Source organism: Nocardia nova (assembly GCF_002933465.1).
In the GTDB taxonomy this organism is placed as follows: Bacteria; Actinomycetota; Actinomycetes; order Mycobacteriales; family Mycobacteriaceae; genus Nocardia; species Nocardia nova_B.
The window spans coordinates 22,280-38,996 of record NZ_PSZE01000004.1 but is presented as its reverse complement, the minus strand read 5'-3'; the positions used below and the strand labels follow the sequence as shown (position 1 = coordinate 38,996).

At 69.4% G+C, this 16,717-nt stretch carries 18 protein-coding genes and 1 pseudogene; 9 read left to right on the top strand and 10 right to left on the bottom strand.

The features are described from left to right. Positions 1–46: 46 nt before the first annotated feature. The 4 genes from C5E41_RS33185 to C5E41_RS06270 form a co-directional block, all read right to left on the bottom strand. Positions 47–844 carry a hypothetical protein gene (locus C5E41_RS33185; RefSeq protein WP_104380564.1) on the bottom strand — a complete coding sequence of 266 codons (798 nt, stop codon included), beginning with the start codon at positions 842–844 and terminating at the stop codon, positions 47–49. A gap of 160 nt (positions 845–1,004) precedes the next feature. Continuing rightward, a complete protein-coding gene (locus C5E41_RS06280) occupies positions 1,005–2,450 on the bottom strand; it encodes a vWA domain-containing protein (protein WP_104375129.1) in 1,446 nt (481 codons plus the stop codon). Positions 2,451–2,498: 48 nt separating this feature from the next. Next, the gene (locus tag C5E41_RS06275; protein WP_104374902.1) at positions 2,499–3,392 is read right to left on the bottom strand and encodes an AAA family ATPase; all 894 of its coding nucleotides are present in this window, start codon (positions 3,390–3,392) and stop codon (positions 2,499–2,501) included. 162 nt (positions 3,393–3,554) lie between these two features. Next, the gene (locus C5E41_RS06270) at positions 3,555–4,823 is read right to left on the bottom strand and encodes a glutamate-5-semialdehyde dehydrogenase (protein WP_104374901.1); all 1,269 of its coding nucleotides are present in this window, start codon (positions 4,821–4,823) and stop codon (positions 3,555–3,557) included. A 91-nt stretch (positions 4,824–4,914) separates the two neighbouring features. Between C5E41_RS06270 and C5E41_RS06265 the strand changes: the two genes are divergently transcribed. From C5E41_RS06265 to C5E41_RS06255, 3 genes are all read left to right on the top strand, one after another. After that, positions 4,915–6,507: an MFS transporter gene (locus tag C5E41_RS06265; RefSeq protein WP_104375128.1), complete on the top strand. Its 1,593-nt coding sequence runs from the start codon at positions 4,915–4,917 to the stop codon at positions 6,505–6,507. 82 nt (positions 6,508–6,589) lie between these two features. Continuing rightward, positions 6,590–7,048 carry an SRPBCC family protein gene (locus C5E41_RS06260; RefSeq protein ID WP_104374900.1) on the top strand — a complete coding sequence of 153 codons (459 nt, stop codon included), beginning with the start codon at positions 6,590–6,592 and terminating at the stop codon, positions 7,046–7,048. A 50-nt stretch (positions 7,049–7,098) separates the two neighbouring features. Next, positions 7,099–7,953 carry a ribokinase gene (locus tag C5E41_RS06255; RefSeq protein ID WP_104374899.1) on the top strand — a complete coding sequence of 285 codons (855 nt, stop codon included), beginning with the start codon at positions 7,099–7,101 and terminating at the stop codon, positions 7,951–7,953. 27 nt (positions 7,954–7,980) lie between these two features. On the opposite strand, the gene C5E41_RS06250 is transcribed toward C5E41_RS06255, so the two are convergent. Beyond that, positions 7,981–8,544: a TetR/AcrR family transcriptional regulator gene (locus C5E41_RS06250; protein ID WP_104374898.1), complete on the bottom strand. Its 564-nt coding sequence runs from the start codon at positions 8,542–8,544 to the stop codon at positions 7,981–7,983. A gap of 128 nt (positions 8,545–8,672) precedes the next feature. Here C5E41_RS06250 and C5E41_RS06245 point away from each other — a divergent pair, with 128 nt between their 5' ends. Further along, positions 8,673–10,379 carry a nitroreductase family deazaflavin-dependent oxidoreductase gene (locus tag C5E41_RS06245; protein WP_104374897.1) on the top strand — a complete coding sequence of 569 codons (1,707 nt, stop codon included), beginning with the start codon at positions 8,673–8,675 and terminating at the stop codon, positions 10,377–10,379. A 61-nt stretch (positions 10,380–10,440) separates the two neighbouring features. Here C5E41_RS06245 and C5E41_RS06240 read toward each other — a convergent pair. Then, a pseudogene (locus C5E41_RS06240) lies at positions 10,441–10,614 on the bottom strand (3-ketosteroid-9-alpha-hydroxylase); the annotation flags it as partial. 150 nt (positions 10,615–10,764) lie between these two features. Here C5E41_RS06240 and C5E41_RS06235 point away from each other — a divergent pair. Continuing rightward, positions 10,765–10,980, top strand: coding sequence for an IclR family transcriptional regulator domain-containing protein (locus C5E41_RS06235; protein WP_104374896.1), 216 nt, complete (start codon positions 10,765–10,767; stop codon positions 10,978–10,980). Positions 10,981–11,018: 38 nt separating this feature from the next. Further along, complete coding sequence (locus tag C5E41_RS06230) at positions 11,019–11,645, top strand: helix-turn-helix transcriptional regulator (RefSeq protein ID WP_104374895.1); 627 nt, start codon at positions 11,019–11,021, stop codon at positions 11,643–11,645. Between the two features lie 49 nt (positions 11,646–11,694). Here the strand turns inward: C5E41_RS06230 and C5E41_RS06225 are convergent, their stop codons facing one another. Next, positions 11,695–12,357 (bottom strand): class I SAM-dependent methyltransferase, encoded by a 663-nt coding sequence (locus tag C5E41_RS06225; RefSeq protein ID WP_104374894.1) that lies wholly within the window; start codon positions 12,355–12,357, stop codon positions 11,695–11,697. A 145-nt stretch (positions 12,358–12,502) separates the two neighbouring features. Here C5E41_RS06225 and C5E41_RS06220 point away from each other — a divergent pair, with 145 nt between their 5' ends. Beyond that, a complete protein-coding gene (locus C5E41_RS06220; protein ID WP_104374893.1) occupies positions 12,503–13,744 on the top strand; it encodes a bifunctional 3,4-dihydroxy-2-butanone-4-phosphate synthase/GTP cyclohydrolase II in 1,242 nt (413 codons plus the stop codon). Between the two features lie 32 nt (positions 13,745–13,776). Here C5E41_RS06220 and C5E41_RS06215 read toward each other — a convergent pair whose 3' ends face one another. Together C5E41_RS06215 and C5E41_RS06210 are read right to left on the bottom strand one after the other, a co-directional pair. Continuing rightward, the gene (locus C5E41_RS06215) at positions 13,777–14,187 is read right to left on the bottom strand and encodes an MmcQ/YjbR family DNA-binding protein (protein WP_181063123.1); all 411 of its coding nucleotides are present in this window, start codon (positions 14,185–14,187) and stop codon (positions 13,777–13,779) included. Positions 14,188–14,196: 9 nt separating this feature from the next. Next, positions 14,197–15,108 (bottom strand): TIGR03564 family F420-dependent LLM class oxidoreductase, encoded by a 912-nt coding sequence (locus tag C5E41_RS06210; protein WP_104374892.1) that lies wholly within the window; start codon positions 15,106–15,108, stop codon positions 14,197–14,199. Between the two features lie 473 nt (positions 15,109–15,581). On the opposite strand from C5E41_RS06210, the gene C5E41_RS06200 reads away from it, so the two are divergent. Next, a complete protein-coding gene (locus tag C5E41_RS06200) occupies positions 15,582–15,833 on the top strand; it encodes a cold-shock protein (RefSeq protein WP_104374891.1) in 252 nt (83 codons plus the stop codon). On the opposite strand, the gene C5E41_RS06195 is transcribed toward C5E41_RS06200, so the two are convergent. Continuing rightward, the gene (locus C5E41_RS06195) at positions 15,830–16,279 is read right to left on the bottom strand and encodes a thioredoxin family protein (protein WP_104375126.1); all 450 of its coding nucleotides are present in this window, start codon (positions 16,277–16,279) and stop codon (positions 15,830–15,832) included. The genes C5E41_RS06200 and C5E41_RS06195 overlap by 4 nt on opposite strands. A 126-nt stretch (positions 16,280–16,405) precedes the next feature. Here C5E41_RS06195 and C5E41_RS06190 point away from each other — a divergent pair, with 126 nt between their 5' ends. Then, positions 16,406–16,591, top strand: a complete 186-nt coding sequence (locus C5E41_RS06190) for a hypothetical protein (RefSeq protein WP_104374890.1) — start codon at positions 16,406–16,408, stop codon at positions 16,589–16,591. Positions 16,592–16,717: the final 126 nt, after the last annotated feature.

The window sequence follows — 16,717 nt, the reverse complement described above, 5'->3', positions numbered from 1 at the left end:
CCGCCGCTGCGGACCGGCACACGCCGGCGATCCGGAGGTACCGAACTCACCGCGTCCGCCGCGCCGACAGATATGCCCGCACCATCGCGGCCGGGTTGCGCGCCGAGCGCCGGGACCGGGTCGCCGCCTCGATCAGGTCGCCGTGCAGTTCGTCCCACTGGGGCCGGCCGGCGACGGCGGCCGCACCCGCGGCGTAGGCCCGTGCCGCGGCACGGTGGCGATGGCACTGTCCCAGACATCGTCCGAGCTGCTCGTACAGCACCGCGACCTCTTCCGGCGGATAAGGCAGCGCATCGCAGCCAAGGGCCTCGGCGAACAGGGCGGCCGCACGGCGATGGTGACCGTTGCGGTAGTGGACGCGGGCGGCGAGCAGCGTGTGGTGGGCCGCGTCGGCAGCGGAGATACCGGTCCAGCTCTCGGCCGCCGCGGCCGCCGCGACCGCCAGGTCGTGCTCCCGGCCCGGCTGGCCGGCGACCGCCGTCACCACCAGCGAGCACAGCCGCGCGAGTTGTTCACCGGACAGTACGCCGGTGCCACAGTTCAACGCCTGCAACAACATTCGTTCGGCGGCCGCGGGGCTGGTGCCGAGCAGGGCGGTCGCGGCCTCGGTCAGTTCCCGCGCCCGCCGCCGGGTATCTCCCGGCGCCGCCTCATCCGTTGCGCGTGCCCGGCACTCGGACGCAGCCGGTTCGGAACCGGATCGCTCAGGAGCGCAGGGCCCGGCAACGGGTGGCTCGGAATCGGGAGGCTCGGCATCCCGGTCGTGGGGATGTCGTTGCGCCGCAGGGGCGCTCGGCTGGTCGGCGGGGATTTCGTCGGCGGACTCCCCCGATGGGCACGGCACGCGCGAATGATCGACGGCCCTGCTTGGAAAGCGCTTAACAGCCGCTGATGGTCCCATCGCCGACCTTCGCGACGACGTCGCCCTCCCAGGGTTCGTCGCGTCACGCTCCCGGCTTGCCGAGGCAATTCCGCAGCAGATCGCTCATGCCCCTCCTGGATGCCTAGACCGGAAGCAGCCTGCTCACCACACCGGTCAGCTGGCGCGCCGACCGGCATTCGTGCATCTCGATGACCTCGGCGTAGCGATCGGCCGCCGAATCGCCGGTGCCCCACATCCTTTCGGCCTCCGGATTCAGCCAGTGCGCGTGCTTGGCCACCTGGACGAGTTCCCGCAAGATATCGAGCGCGGGATCGCGATAGTTGGTGCGGGCGTCGCCGAGGATCAGCAGGGAGGTACGGCTGGTCACCACGTCGGGCCAGTCCTGCGCGAAACCGCGCAGCGCCGCACCGTAATCCGAATGTCCCTCGAAGCCGACCACCTTCGTCTCGGTGAAAATGCGCCGGGTCACCTGATCCAGCGGCGTGACCTGATCGAAGATGTGGGTCACCTCGTCCGCCTGGTCGACGAACGCGAAGATCCGTACCCGCGAGAACTGCTCACGCAGCGAATCCACCAGCAGCATGGTGAAACTGGAGAATCCGGCGACCGATCCCGAGATGTCGCACAGCAGCACCAGATCCGGTCGGCCGGGCCGCGGTTTGCGGGTCTGCAGCGTGATCGGCACCCCACCGGTGGACATGGATTTGCGCAGCGTCTTGCGCAGATCGATTTCGCCGCGCCGGGAACGGCGGCGACGCGCGGCCAGGCGGGACGCCAGCACCCGGGCCAATCGCTGCGAGCCGCGCCGCAGTTCGGCCAGTTCGTTCTCCGAGATCCGCAGGAAGTCGGCATCCTCCGCCTGGCGCCCGACACCGTAGGTCGCCACGCGCTCGCGGCCCAGCCGCTCGGCCACTCGCCGCCGGGTCTCGGCCTCGACCGTGCCGCGAAACGCCTTGACCCGTTCCCGGGCGGCGCGGCGGGCGACCTCGGTGTCGAACTCCGAGTTGTGCTGCCCGGCGGCCAGTCCCGCGAGGATCTTGCTGATCAGCACCTCGGGTTGCACATCCTTCAGCGTTTGATACGCCGAGAACGAGGGCCCGTTCGTCGATTGATACTGCCCCATCTGCTCGACCATCTGCGCGGCCAGATTCCGCAGCTGCCGGGCCTGGTCCCCGGTCGGCTCGGCGGCCAGCATCTCGGCCAGCATGCGCCGCAACTCGAACAGGTCGATTTCACCGTCGTCGCGCCGCGGCAGCTCGATGTCCTCGGCACCCGCGCGCTCTCCCAGTGCGGCGGGGAACCACAGCTCGAACATACCGTCGAAGGTGGCACGCTGCGTGGGCCTGCGCAGCAGCGCACAGGCCAGGCCCTCGCGCAACATCTCGCGATCCATCAGATCGACCACGGTGAGCACTCGGCCCGCGTCCACGGTTTCCGACGGGCCGACCGGAATTCCCCTGGCGCGCAGGGCTTCCACGAAGCCGACCACATGCCCGGAAAGTCCGTGCGGCGCGGTCTCGCCGGGTTGCGGGGCACCCTGGGCCGCCGACGCTGCCCCACCCCGCAGCGCCGCGGACACCAGCTCGCGGGGCGTGGTGCGCTTACCGGACACCGCTCAGGCCAATTTCAGCTCGGCCAGGGCGCGCTGGTGGTCGCTCTGGTGTTTGAGGACCACGCCGAGCGTCGCACGCACGGTCTTGTCGTCGAGATCCTTCAGTCCCAGCGCCAGCAGCGTCCGGGCCCAGTCGATGGATTCGGCGACCGACGGCAACTTCTTCAACTGCATCCCGCGCAGCACGTGCACCACGCGGACCAGCTGTGCGGCCACCGCCGGTTTCAGCTCCGGCACCCGGCTGGCGAGGATGCGGCGCTCGAGTTCCTCGTCCGGGAAGTCGATGTGCAGGTAGAGGCAACGGCGCTTCAACGCCTCCGACAGTTCGCGGGTCGCGTTGGAGGTGAGTACCACGAACGGGCGGCGGGTGGCGGTGATCGTGCCGAGTTCCGGCACGGTGACGGCGAAGTCGCTCAGCACCTCCAGCATCAGGCCCTCGATCTCGACATCGGCCTTGTCCGCCTCGTCGATCAGCAGCACGGTGGGTTCGGTGCGCCGGATAGCGGTCAGCAGCGGGCGCTGCAGCAGGAATTCCTCGCTGAACACATCGGCTTTGGTGTCGGCCCAGGCGTTACCCGAATCCGACCCGCCGGAGGTGGCGGACTGGATGCGCAGAATCTGCTTGGCGTGGTTCCACTCGTAGAGGGCCCGCGCCTCGTCGATCCCCTCATAGCACTGCAGGCGGACCAGTTCGGCATCGGCGACCTGGGCGACCGCGCGTGACAGTTCGGTCTTACCGACGCCGGCGGGCCCCTCGATCAGCAGCGGCTTGGCGAGCCGGTCGGCCAGGAACACCGAGGTGGCGGTGGCCTTGTCGGCCAGGTAGCCGGTGGTGGCCAGCCGGTCGATCACATCGTCGACCGAGGCGAAAATCGGCTCGTGCACGGTCGTCTGCACAGTAGGGCCCTCCTTCGGGAACAGCGCAGCCCACTGCAGGTATGCACCGTAAAGAACAGCTGCTCACGACGGTACACACCCGCGGGCCGGGTTCGAAACTCCGGTGTCGGCAAGAACACAGGCCCGGCCGGCACCGACAGTCACGGCCGGGACGGGGTTGGTTCAGCTCGGCCGAATCTGGCCGTCGCCCCAGACGATCCACTTGGTGGAGGTCAGCTCCGGCAGCGCCATCGGACCGCGGGCATGCAGCTTCTGGGTGGAGATGCCGATCTCCGCGCCGAATCCGAACTGCTCGCCGTCGGTGAAGGCGGTGGAGGCGTTCACCATCACCGCGGCCGCGTCCACCCGGGCGGTGAAGTCGCGCGCCGCCTTCAGATCGGCGGTCACGATGGCCTCGGTGTGGCCGGTGCCCCACTGGTTGATGTGGTCGACCGCGGCGTCCAGACCGTCGACGACCTTGAGCGCGATATCGAGCGACAGGTACTCGTCGGCCCAATCCTCCTCCGTCGCGGGAACCAGGCCGGGCAGATCGCCATGGATGGTGACCTGAGCCCGTTCCAGCGCTTCGATCAGGCGCGGGACCGCGGTCTCGGCGATCGCGCGATCGATGAGCACCGTCTCGGCGGTATTGCAGACGCTGGGCCGGCGGGTCTTCGAGTTCAGCAGAATCGATTCCGCCATCTCGAGATCGGCGGCGGCGTGCACGTAGACGTGACAGTTGCCGGTGCCGGTTTCGATGGTCGGGACCTGCGCATCGCGCACCACCGCGTTGATCAGCCCGGCCCCGCCGCGCGGGATGACCACGTCCACCAGGCCACGGGCCCGGATCAGATGGGTGACGCTCGAGCGATCCTCACTCGGCAGCAGTTGGACCGCGTCGGCCGCAAGCCCCTGGGCGACAAGGGCTTCGCGCATGACCTCGACCAGGGCGGCATTCGATCGGGCCGCCGAGGACGAGCCGCGCAGCAGGGCCGCGTTACCGGACTTCAACGCCAAGCCGAAGGCGTCGACGGTGACGTTCGGGCGGGCCTCGTAGACCATGCCGACCACGCCCAGCGGCACGCGCACCTGCCGGATCTCCAGTCCGTTGGCCAGCGTCGATCCGCGCAGCACCTCACCAACCGGATCCGGCAGGCCGGCGACCTGACGCAACCCGGAGGCGATGCCCTCGATGCGCGGCTCGGTCAGCCGCAGGCGATCCAGCAGCGAGGCCGCGGTTCCGCCCGCCTCCGCGGTCGCGATGTCCTCGGCATTGGCGGCCAGGACGGCATCCTTCGCCGCGAGCAGCGCATCGGCCGCGGCGTGCAGGGCCGCATCCTTCTGCGCGGTCGTCAGCTGTGCCAGCGTCCGTGACGCCACCCGAGCCCGCCGCGCCGCCTCGTGCACCGCCTCGCGCACGGTATCCACTTCGCCGACAGTTCCAGCAGTCATGGTGAACAGCCTACTGACCGGGCCGCGGACGCCGCCGCCGGATAACCGCCGAACGCCCGCTTCCGCCGGTGCCCGCCGCTACCGTGTCCTCATGGTCGCCACCATCCGGTTGTCGTCGGGTTCAGGTCGCTGGGTGCTGCTGGCCACGGTGCTGGGCTCTGGGATGGCGATGCTGGACGCGACCGTGGTCAATGTCGCACTGCCCCGCATCGGTAACGAATTCGGCGCCTCCATGGCGGGTCTGCAGTGGACAGTCAACGCGTACACGCTCACGCTGGCCGGACTGATTCTGCTCGGCGGCTCACTGGGTGACCGATTCGGACGGCGGCGGATCTTCGTCGTCGGCGTGGTCTGGTTCGCACTGGCCTCGGCGATCTGCGGTGCGGCACAGGGCATTCCGATGCTCATCGCCGCCCGCGCACTGCAGGGCGTGGGCGGTGCGCTGCTCACGCCCGGCTCGCTGGCGATCATCCAGGCCTCTTTCGCGAAATCGGATCGCGCCCGCGCGGTGGGCGCGTGGTCCGGGCTCGGCGGGGTCGCCGGTGCGATCGGCCCCTTCCTCGGCGGATGGCTGGTCGGTGCGGCCGGGTGGCGCTGGGTGTTCCTGCTGAACATTCCGCTGGCCGCGGTGGTGGTGCTGGTCGCGGTGCGGCATGTGCCGGAGACCTACGGTTCCGGCGCGTCCGACGGCTCGGCGACCACCCGCCCGGCTCCCGCATCCGGCGGCCCGGCACATGAGGGCTTCGATGTGCTGGGGGCGTTCCTCGCGGCACTGTGCCTGGCAGGCATCACCTACGCACTGACCATGGCGCCCGAACACGGGAGCAGCCGGGCGGCCGTGGTGGCGACGGCGGTGATCGGTGTGCTCGCCGGGGTGGCCTTCGTCGTCGTCGAGCGGCGGCGGTCGGCGCGTTACGACGCACCCGGACACCACGGGCCGCCGCCGATGCTGCCGGTCGAGATTTTCGCCTCGCGGCAGTTCAGCGCGATCAACGCGGTCACCTTCGTGATGTACGGCGCGATGGGCGTGGTGTTCTTCCTGCTGGTGCTCACGCTGCAGGTGGTGGCCGGTTTCAGTCCGATGGCGGCCGGGACCGCGATGCTGCCGGCCACCGTGCTGATGCTGTTGTTCTCCGCCCGCTCGGGCGATCTGGCTCAGCGCATCGGACCGCGCATCCCGATCACCGCGGGTGTGCTGCTGGCCGCCGCCGGAATGCTGCTGATGATGCGGATCGGCACCGACGCCTCCTATGCCACCGATGTGCTGCCCGCCGCCCTCGTGTTCGGCCTCGGGCTCACCCTGGCCGTCGCCCCGCTGACCGCGACCGTGCTGGCCACGGCCGACGAACGGCACGCGGGGGTGGCCAGCGGCGTCAACAATGCCGTCGCCCGAGCGGCCGGATTGCTTGCGGTAGCGGCTGTCCCGCCGCTCACCGGACTCACCGGGGCCGCCTACACCGACCCCGCCGCCTTCGAGCGCGGGTTCCACGAGGCCATGCTCATCTGCGCGATCGTCATGTCCGCGGCCGCGGCACTGACCGTGGTCACCGTCCGCGACGACGCGCTCGACAGCGCGAGCCCAGAGGCCACGCCGCAATGCAAGGTCAACTGCCCGGTCGCGGGGCCGCCCTTGGAGCCCCGGCACGCCGAATCGACGTCCGGCCCGGTCGAGAACCAGGAGTGAGACGCACGCACGGAACAGCCTGTCTCCGAATGCCGTTCGCGGCCGCGTTGTCGACGATTCCCGCGGATGATTCGATGGTGTCATGGCAGATATCGACAGGGTGGTGTCGGCGGAGCGTGAAGTCGCCGCGCCGGCCGGGCACATCTTCGAATTGATCGCCGATCCGGCGCAGCAGCCGCGATGGGACGGGAACGACAATCTCGACCGGGCGGAGATCGGACAGCGCGTGCGGAGTGTGGGTGATGTCTTCGCGATGACACTCACCAACGGGAGTGTGCGGGAGAACCACGTGGTGGAGTTCGAGGAGGGACGCCGGATCGCCTGGCTGCCCGCGGAATCCGGGCAGCGGCCGCCGGGGCATCTGTGGCGGTGGGAGCTCGAACCCGTCGACGAGAGCCGGACGCTGGTGCGGCACACCTACGACTGGACCCGGCTGACCGACGAGGTCCGGCTGCCCCGGGCCCGGGCGACGACCTCGGACAAACTTCTCGGATCCCTCGACCGGCTGGCCGCGGTGGCGACGGCGGCCGACCGCGCCTGACCGCGGCGACGTTCGAGTCCACACGCGCCGCGGCGGGCTACGGTGCGTGCATGGCACGGATCGCAGTGGTCGGCAGTATCAATATGGATCTGGTGACCCGCACGCCGCGGCGGCCGCGGCCCGGTGAGACCGTCCTCGGCACCGCCTTCGATACGGTGCCCGGCGGAAAGGGTGCGAACCAGGCGATCGCCGCCCGGCGTGCGGGCGCGGCGGTCGATTTCGTCGGCGCGATCGGAACCGACGTCTTCGGCGCCGAGTTGCGAAAAGTGCTCGAGGACAACGAGGTCGGGACCACCGGGCTGCGCACCGTCGAGGGGTCGAGCGGGACCGCCACCATCGTGGTCGACGAAGCCGGCGAGAATACGATCATCGTGGTCGGCGGAGCCAATGCCGAGTTGTCCGGGCTCACCGCGGGCGATCGCGCCCTCGTCGCCGATGCGGATATCCTGCTGTGCCAGCTCGAGATTCCGGTGGAGACCGTGCTCGAGGCCGCCCGCTGCGCCCGTGATCACGGCACTCTCGTTCTGCTCAATCCGTCCCCCGCACGGTCACTGCCGCCGCGGCTGTGGGCGGCGGTCGACATCGCGGTGGTCAACGAGGGCGAAGCGGCGCAAGTGAATTCGGAACTCCGGGCGGTCCCGCATGTGCTGACCACCCGCGGTGGCGAAGGCGCGCGTTATCGCGGCCCCGAGGGCGAGCTCGCTCATCCGGGCATGCGTGTCGAGGTCGTCGACACGACCGGCGCCGGGGACACGTTCACCGGCGCACTGGCCGCGCACTGGCACGAGGGGCCTGCCGCCGCTCTGGCCTGGGCCTGCACCGCCGGCGCCTTGGCCACCACCGTCGTCGGTGCCACCGCGTCCATTCCCACCGCCGCGGCGATAGCGCGGGCACTCACCGAATAACGCGCCCGTGGTGACGGACTGTCCGGACTACTTCGCGGTGTGGCGAGCGACGAGTTCGGACATCTGGGCGCCCACCCGTTCCAGCGGCGCCATCGAGCGGGTCGCCAGCGAGAGGATCACCGCCCCCTCCAGCGCCGCGACGACCGTGGTGGCCAGCGATATCGCCAGATCGGGCTCGACGTCCTCGGTTTCGAGGCGCTCGGCGAGAATGGTTTCCCATTCGGTGAAGGTCGCACCGGCGGCGTCGGCCGCTTCGGGCGCTTCCGACCGGCCCAGCGCGGCCGCGACGATCGGGCAGCCAGCGGTGAAGTCGCTCGCCGCGAGCTTCTCGCGCCACAAGGCGGGGAAAGCGCCGACACACGATGCCACATCGGCCCCCGCGGTGATCGTGCGCAGCAGCGCACTGTAGGCGGCGCCGGCCGCGCGGGTCGCCTCCGCGATCAGTTCCGATTTACCGCCGGGAAAGTTGAGGTACACCGAGCGGCGCGAGATGCCGCTGTGGTCGAGCAGCTGCGCGATGCCGGTGCCGGCCACACCGTTGCTGCGCATCAGATCGACGGCGCTGTCGATGAGCCGGTCGCGGGCTCCCATGATGTGACCCCTTTCCTCGTGCACGCTGCACGATCCAGCCTACCGTTGCCCTAGACCGATCGGTGTACTACCGTGCCGACTATACCGATTGGTATACCCATTTCCGATCCGCGCCCTGGAGGATAGGCATGACCGGACTACACGACCCGCTCCCCCTGCCCTGTGGCCAGGTTCTGCCCAACCGGATCATGAAATCGGCGCTCAGCGAGGGACTCGGCACCGCGGCCCATGCTCCCGACGACCGGCTGGTCCAGCTGTATCGCCGCTGGGGAGCGGGCGGCTACGGCCTGATCGTCACCGGCAATGTGATGATCGATCGCACCCAGCTCGGCGAGCCGGGCAATGTGGTCGTCGACGACGATCGCGATCTCGCCGCGCTGACGCGCTGGGCCAAGGCTGCCAAGGACGGCGGCACCCCGATCTGGATGCAGCTGAATCATCCCGGCCGCCAGGCCAATCCGCTGGCTACCCGGCAGCGGCCGGTGGCGCCCTCGGCGATCGCCTCGGGAGTGCCGGGTCTGCCCACGCCGCGGGCGCTCACCGAGGCCGACATTCACGACCTGATCCGGCGCTTCGCCGACGCGGCGCGGATCGCGGAATCGACCGGCTTCGACGGGGTACAGATACACGGCGCCCACGGCTACCTGGTGTCGCAGTTCCTGTCGCCGCTGGCCAATCAACGCACCGACGACTGGGGCGGTGACGCGCAACGCCGGGCGCGCTTTCTGTTCGAGGTGGTCGGCGCGATTCGCGCGGCGGTCCAGCCGGGCTTCGCGGTGGCCGTCAAACTGAATTCGGCGGATTTCCAGCGCGGCGGTTTCACCGAGGAGGAATCGCGGGAGGTGGTTCGGCAGTTGACCCGGCAGCCGCTGGATCTGATCGAGATCAGTGGCGGCAGTTACGAATCCCCGGCGATGATGGGCCGGTCTCGCAGCGCGGCGGCGAGTACGCGAGCGCGGGAGGCCTACTTCCTGGAGTACGCGGAGACCGTGCGGCAGGTCGGGGCCGCGGTGCCGCTGGCGGTCACCGGAGGCTTCCGCAGCCGGACGGCGATGGCCGGTGCGGTCGACTCCGGCGCCTGCGATGCGGTGGGGCTCGGCCGCCCCACCACGGTGTACCCGGCCGCTGCCGCCGACCTGCTCACCGGCGGGACGGAAGTCCTCCGGCCGCCGTCGATTTCGCTCGGTCTGCGCGGCCGCATCGCTCGCAGCGGCACCCTGCGCGCGGTCGACGGCGCCCTGGATCTGCAATGGCATACCGATCAGCTGCATCGCCTCGGCACCGGGCTGGATCCGGATCCGGCCAGGTCACCGTGGTCGACCGCGATAACCATGCTGCGCCGCAACGGACTCGATGCTTTCCGATCCAAGCGCGCAACCGCCGGTACCGACCGGAAGTCGACGAAGTTCCGGATCGAACGGGCCATTGGCCGTTATCTGGTCAATCCCGGATTCGCCGCACTGGACCGGCTGGGTGTGCGGTCCACCTTCGCGACCGAACTGGAGACCATCGGCCGCAAATCCGGTCAGCCGCGCCGGGTTCCGGTATCGGTGCTGTTCGACCACGACGGGGCGTGGATCATCTGCCAGCATGGCATGCGGTCGGGCTGGGGTAACAATGTGCGAGCCAATCCCTCGGTGCGCCTGCGGCACAACGGAACCTGGCGCGCGGCCACGGCGGAGTTGCGCCCGGACGACGATGTGGTCGCCCGGGCCCGCGCCTTCGCCCCGCACCCGGCGCTCGCACCGCTGACCGCCGCCGGATTCGCCGCATTGCAGACCGATCCGATCTCGGTGCGGGTCACGTTCACCGACCTGGCGGAACCCGACCTCTGAAACCCTGTGGCCGCCGCGTCGCGTCACCGCGTGCCGGCCGCCGCACGGTGGTGACGACCGCTCAGCCGCGCGCCCGCTTGGCGAGGTTCTCGGCGACCTCGGCCTCCCAGGCGGTGACCGCGCGGGTGGTGTCGACCTCGAATTCGAAGCGCGCGGTCATCTCCTCCGAGATGTCGGCGACGTCGGTGTGGAACTGCTCGTACCAGCGGCGCAGCTGATGAACGGGAGAGAGTTCGGTAGCGCTTACGTAGTTCCACCGATTCGCGAGCGGTGTGGTGGCAGCCACTGTGATAGGTGGCACAAATGCCGAAACCGAACATGCCTAGTCGAAATATTTCTAGACTGCATATGAGCGCAGCGGACGGGCATAAGGGGCAATCTGGCGGTGCTCGACGGCCGCGAAGTCGTCTACCTGGACAAGGCGATGGCCGGCATCGCGTGTGTGGCCGCGCCGCTGCGCGGACGCGGCGCCCCACCGGCCGCGCTCTCGCTGTCGGGACGGGCCGAGGCGATGAGTTACGACCGGCTGACCCGGGTCGTCCTCGAGGTCGTGCACGAGGCCGGGCGGGCGCTGTTCCCGCACCGCACCCGCTGGCGCTGATTTCGGATCCGCATATGACTGGGCGGTATAGTTCGGCGATGACATCTGGCACCGATCTGCCGACCACTTCGTGGGCCGTACTCGGGATGCTGTCGCACACGGACGAATTGTCCGGCTACGACCTGAAGAAGTGGGCGGACTGGAGTTTGCAGTTCTTCTACTGGAGCCCGTCGTTCAGCCAGATCTACGCCGAACTCAAACGCCTCGAGAAGCACGGGTACGTCACCTCGCGCACCGTGACCTCCGAGGATGGTGTGCGGGGCAAGCGGATGTACGCGATCACCACGAGCGGCCGGGATGCCGTGGCGCACTGGGTCAATCATTCACCGGTGGAGGCGCCGGTGCTGAAACACAGTGTGCTGTTGCGGGCGTGGCTCGGTCATCTGGCCGAGCCGGAGCGGCTGCGCGAAATCCTCACCGCGCATATCGATTACGCGGAGAAGACGCGCCGCCGCGCCGCCGCCGACGCCGAGGGGTCCGACGCCAACCCGGATTGGGCCTTTCCCAGCGCCGTGTTGCGGTGGTGCATCCGCCACTACGAGGCGGAGCGCCAACTGGCCGAAGATCTGCTCGACGACCTGGAGGCGTTGAACAAGCGCGGCCGGTTGCCCCGCAATCGCGAGGCACCGCTCGCACCGCCGAAGTCGAAGGCTCGTCGTCGATAGCGGGCACGGCCGAACGACACGGCGCGGCCGGTAGGCACCGAATCCGTCGCTACACTCGCCGGAACCGGGCGAGCCACGCGGCGGTATCCACGGTTCCGTCCTCGGCCACGTGCAGCCCGGCGACCTGATCGGCGACCACCGGGGTGACCCGGCCGCGATAGGACGCGGGCCGCAAATCCTCCAATTCCCACCCCGCACCGAATGATTCACGCAGCATCCGATCGCTGATGCGCGGCCCGAACCCCGGGTCGGTGTCGGAGAGTGCCAGCACATGCACCAGACCGCCCGGTGCACACAGAGTGTGCAGCGACCGGACGTAGGCGGCGCGAGTGCCGGGGTCCTCGCGGAAGATGTGGAACAGGGCGCTGTCGACGATCGTGTCGAAGACGCCGAGTTCGGCGGCCGCTGCGGGATCGGCGCCGAGCCGGACCGCATCGGCCACCCGGAAGCGCGCCGCCGGCACCCCCTTCGCGGCGGCGTTGCGCCGCGCGTACTCGACGGCGCTCGGCGACAAGTCGATACCCAGCACGTCGTAGCCCAGGGCGGAGAGAGCGATAGTGTGCTCCCCCGCACCCGTTCCGACATCGAGCACCCGCCCCCGGATCAACCCCTCGCGTTCCACCTCCACGATCGCCGGCTGCGGCTCACCGATCACCCAGGGAGCGGTGTCGTCGTCGTAGACGATGTTCCAGAACTCTGCGGCCTGTGTCATGACTCCAGCGTGCACCCTCAACCGCACTCGAGGTCAACGCCGACGCCGGGTGCCGGAAAATCGCCGTCCCCAGAATCTCACTGAGCGGAACCCTTCCTAGCGAGAAGCGTTTCGGAATATTTCTATTAGGCATAGGAGGTGCACGATGACCGGTGAACTCGATTCCATTCAGAACGCACTCGACGCTCTGGCCGCCGGCCGGCCGGTCGTGGTGGTCGACGACGAGGATCGGGAGAACGAAGGTGATCTCGTCCTGGCCGCGGAGTTCGCGACCGCGCAGACCATCGGATTCCTGATCCGCCACACCAGCGGCGTGCTGTGCGTGCCGATGCCCGGCGCCGATCTCGACCGGCTCTCGCTGCCCCCGATGACGGCGGTCAATGAGGATCCCAAGGGCACCGCCTACACCGTATCGGTAGATGCGGCCACGGGCGTCAGCACGGGTATTTCGGCGGCCGACCGCGCCCACACCATGCGGCTGCTGGCCGATCCGCGCACCACCCCGGCCGATCTGACCCGCCCCGGGCACGTGTTCCCGCTGCGGGCACATCCGCGCGGCGTGCTGGGCCGCGCCGGGCACACCGAGGCGACCGTCGACCTGTTGCGCGCGGCCGGGTTGCGGCCCGCGGGCGTGATCGCGGAGGTCGTCAACGAGGACGGATCGATGGCACGGTTGCCGCAGCTGCTGACCTTCGCGCGCGAGCACGAGTTGCCGATCATCTCCATCGCCGATCTCATCGAGTACCGCAAGCACCGCGAGCACACCGTCACCCGGCTCGCGCAGACCCGGCTGCCCACCCGCTACGGCGATTTCCAGGTCTTCGGCTACCGCGACTCCGACTCCGGCGCGCAACCGGTCGAACATCTCGCCCTGGTCTTCGGCGATCCGTCCGGAACCGACGTCCTGGCCCGGCTGCATTCGGAATGCCTGACCGGCGACGCGTTCGGCTCGCTGCGCTGCGATTGCGGTGAACAGCTCGACGCCGCCCTGCGCGCGGTGGCCGCCGAAGGACGCGGTGTCGTGGTGTATCTGCGGGGCCAGGAGGGCCGCGGCATCGGCCTGCTGAACAAGTTGCGCGCCTACGAACTACAGGACGCGGGCGCCGACACCGTGGACGCGAACCTGCGCCTCGGCCTGCCGATCGACGCCCGCCGCTACGGCGCGGGTGCGCAGATCCTGAGCGATCTGGGTGTCGAATCGGTGCGGTTGCTCAGCAACAATCCGGATAAGCAGGCCGGCTTGCAGGCGCACGGCATCGCGGTCACGCGCCGGATTCCGCTGCAGACCGACCCGACCGAGCACAATGTCCGCTATCTGCGCACCAAACGGGAGCGGATGCGCCACCAGCTGCCCGGGCTCGACGTCGCGTCCGCTGCGGCGAACTGAAATAAGTTGTGCTGCAAAGGATTACGCCGACGTCAGAGCCGATGTTCGGCGAGCCACCGCCGAGCCCGCGTCGCTGATGCGCGCGACACCCAGGCATCCTGGACGATCTCACGCAACTCGTCGAGGTCGAGTTCGCCGATATGCGCCCCGCGCAGCAGTACCGACAGATGTCCGTCGAAATGAGCGGTGGTGAAAAACGGCGAATCCGGATCCTGAACGAGCGCACGCTTGTCCGACTCCGACGGCACCCAGAAGACGATCACATCGGGATACCGCTCGCCGGTTTCCGGATCGACGGCGTCGGGGCGCGGAGTGCGGAAGAAGATGAACGACCTGCCACCGACCTGGTAGACCGGATTACCGCTCGACCCCCGTACCACGGTGACATGTGGCATCGCCAGGGCGAGCTGTTCCACGTCCCCGAGCCGCGCCCGGCGCGCCATCGCCGCCCCTCAGTCCGCCAGCTGGGTCAGCAGTGTGCGGGTGCGCTCGCCGGCCTGTCCGCTGGCGAAGGGGGCGGCCACGAATTCCGTGGCACCGGCGGCGAACACCTTCTCGATGCGGGCGGCGACCTGCTCCTCGGTGCCGATGATCGCCAGATCGGCCGGTCCCTCGGCGCCCTCGCGATCCATCATGGCCCGATACGAGGGCAGCGAACCGTAGGCGGCGAAGACGGTCGCGGCCTTCTCCCGGCCGCGATCCACATCGTCGGTGACCAGCACCGGCAGCGCGCAGACCAGCCGCGGCGCGGGCCGGCCGGCCTCGGCAGCGGCCGCGGTGATGGTCGGCGCGATGTGATCGGCGATGGTCGCGGGGCCGGTCATCCACAGCACGGTGCCGTCGGTGCGGCGCGCGGCCAATTTCAGCATCTGGGTTCCCATCGCGGCCACGAGCACCGGGATCCGGCCAGTCTCCCCCGCGGTCAGGCCGAGGTTCGCGCTCAGGGTCTCGCCCCGGTACGACACCGGCTGCCCGTCGAGCAGCGGCCCGAGAATCGACAAATACTCCTTCATGTGGCGGGCCGGGCGGCCGAAGTCGTAGCCGAACATGTTCTCGATGACGATCTGATGCGACAGTCCGATGCCCAGGGTGAGCCGTCCGCGACCGACCGCGAGCGCGGTGGTGGCGGCCTGCTGGGCCAGGGCGCCCGGGTGCCGCGGATAGGTCGGCACCACGGCCGTGCCGAGTTCGATATTCGGCACCTTGCTGCCGGCGACGGCGAGCGCGGTCAGCGCGTCGAGACCGAAGATGTGCGACAGCCACGCCGATTCGAAACCCTCGTCGGCCACCTGCCGCAGTTCGTCGGTCAGGCGCACGAGCGCATCCGGTCCGGTCTGTTCGCTGAGCATGATGCCGATCCGCACTGCGGGCCTCCTGGGGACGAGGGGTCTGTGGGTCCGCGGCCCCGACGGACCGCGGGTCGAGTATCGGTTCGCCGTCTCAGCCTATTCCCGTTTCCACCGTCCGCCGGCACGCGGGACCGACATCGCCGATGTGGTCCGGTCCGAACGCGTTTCGATCGGCCCGGCGGTTGCTGGAAACCAGCGACCTCCCGCTCTCGCGCGTAGCCCGGTCCGCCGGACTGGGTTCGGTGGAGACCCTGCACCGGGCGTTCCTGCGACGGCCGGGTACCAACCCCGGCGCATACCGCCGGCGGTTCCGTACCTCCGCCTGATCTCACCCACGACGACCGGACCGGGCGCCCGCCCCGCCCAGCGCTCCGCCCTGCGGCTCCTCGAGGCCGATGCGGTACACGCGGCCGCCCGCACCACGATCAGCGATCTGTTCGGACTCGTCGCCCCACGGTCGCGACCTGATCGACTGACATCATGGACCGATGGCGATCGGAACCGTGAAATTCTTCCGGCCGGAGAAGGGCTGGGGCGCGATCACCGCGGCGGAACTCCCGGACGGCTGCGACGCCTGGGTGCACTTCAGCGCGATCGAAGGCGAGGGCTTTCGAGAGCTGGCCGCGGGCGAGCGCGTGGAATTCGACTACGAGTCCGCACAGCAGGACAGTTTTCGATACCGCGCCACCCGAGTGCGCCGCGTCGGCGCGGGCGATCACCGCGAGTCGCCCGGAACCTAGCCGGGGCTCAGACCCGGCCAGCCGTAGCGGGGGCGGCCGGTGGCGGCGCCGGCACGAGCCATCGGCGGAGCCGGCACGGGGACCGCCGGGGTCCGGACGCCGAGTTCGCGACGCATCTCGTCCATGTCGAGCCAGCGAATCTGCTGGATGACCTCTTCCAATTGGGCGGCGGTCTGGAAGCCCGGATTGGAGTAGACGAGCAGGCCCTCGCGGAAGGCGACGAGGGTCGGCAGGCTGGTGATCTGGGCGGCGGCGGTGAGGGCCTGCTCGGCCTCGGTGTCCACAGTGGCGTGCACGATCTCCGCGTGCGCGGCCGCGGATTCGGCGAAGATCGGCGCGAAGCGCGTGCACCAGCCGCACCAGGAGGCCCAGAAGTCGACGAGCACGATCGCATGGCTCGCGATCACCTGCTCGAAGTTCTGCTGGGTCAACGGTTGGGTGGGCATGGATTCCTCCCGGCGTCGGCCATCGTCGATTCCGGATTCTCCCATGGATCGCCGGTCACAGCAGGGTTCGAGCCGGCGGCCCATCGAGCGCTGTCGGACGGCGGCCCGGCTGAGTATCGTGGAGTCATGGGTATGGGCGACCACCCGCAACGAACACCGCTCTACGGCGTGGTGCTGCTGTTGGGCGTTCTGATCCTGGGTATCTGGGTGCACGACCTGCCGTATGTCGGCCTGCAGGTCCTGGCCTACATCCTGCTCGTCATGATTGCCGCACCCGCCTTCGTGATGACCTTCCGCGACTATTCGCGGTGAGGGCCTTCACCACTCGGTGACCAGCGCGGCTCGCAACATCGCCAGTGCCGCAGCAGTTCCAGCTTGCTCACGCTTCGGACAACGGCTTCTGCCACAACGACTTTCGCGTCGCCGGCGAGCGCCCCC

Bases quoted from the DNA above. Each gene is read 5' to 3' on its own strand.
- C5E41_RS06270 (WP_104374901.1), bottom strand. From the start codon at position 4,823: ATGACTGCTGGAACTGTCGGCGAAGTGGATACCGTGCGCGAGGCGGTG.
- C5E41_RS06265 (WP_104375128.1), top strand. From the start codon at position 4,915: ATGGTCGCCACCATCCGGTTGTCGTCGGGTTCAGGTCGCTGGGTGCTG.
- C5E41_RS06255 (WP_104374899.1), top strand. From the start codon at position 7,099: ATGGCACGGATCGCAGTGGTCGGCAGTATCAATATGGATCTGGTGACC.
- C5E41_RS06260 (WP_104374900.1), top strand. From the start codon at position 6,590: ATGGCAGATATCGACAGGGTGGTGTCGGCGGAGCGTGAAGTCGCCGCG.
- C5E41_RS06195 (WP_104375126.1), bottom strand. From the start codon at position 16,279: ATGCCCACCCAACCGTTGACCCAGCAGAACTTCGAGCAGGTGATCGCG.
- C5E41_RS06245 (WP_104374897.1), top strand. From the start codon at position 8,673: ATGACCGGACTACACGACCCGCTCCCCCTGCCCTGTGGCCAGGTTCTG.
- C5E41_RS06225 (WP_104374894.1), bottom strand. From the start codon at position 12,357: ATGACACAGGCCGCAGAGTTCTGGAACATCGTCTACGACGACGACACC.
- C5E41_RS06230 (WP_104374895.1), top strand. From the start codon at position 11,019: ATGACATCTGGCACCGATCTGCCGACCACTTCGTGGGCCGTACTCGGG.
- C5E41_RS06190 (WP_104374890.1), top strand. From the start codon at position 16,406: ATGGGTATGGGCGACCACCCGCAACGAACACCGCTCTACGGCGTGGTG.
- C5E41_RS06200 (WP_104374891.1), top strand. From the start codon at position 15,582: ATGGCGATCGGAACCGTGAAATTCTTCCGGCCGGAGAAGGGCTGGGGC.
- C5E41_RS06220 (WP_104374893.1), top strand. From the start codon at position 12,503: ATGACCGGTGAACTCGATTCCATTCAGAACGCACTCGACGCTCTGGCC.
- C5E41_RS06215 (WP_181063123.1), bottom strand. From the start codon at position 14,187: ATGGCGCGCCGGGCGCGGCTCGGGGACGTGGAACAGCTCGCCCTGGCG.
- C5E41_RS06250 (WP_104374898.1), bottom strand. From the start codon at position 8,544: ATGGGAGCCCGCGACCGGCTCATCGACAGCGCCGTCGATCTGATGCGC.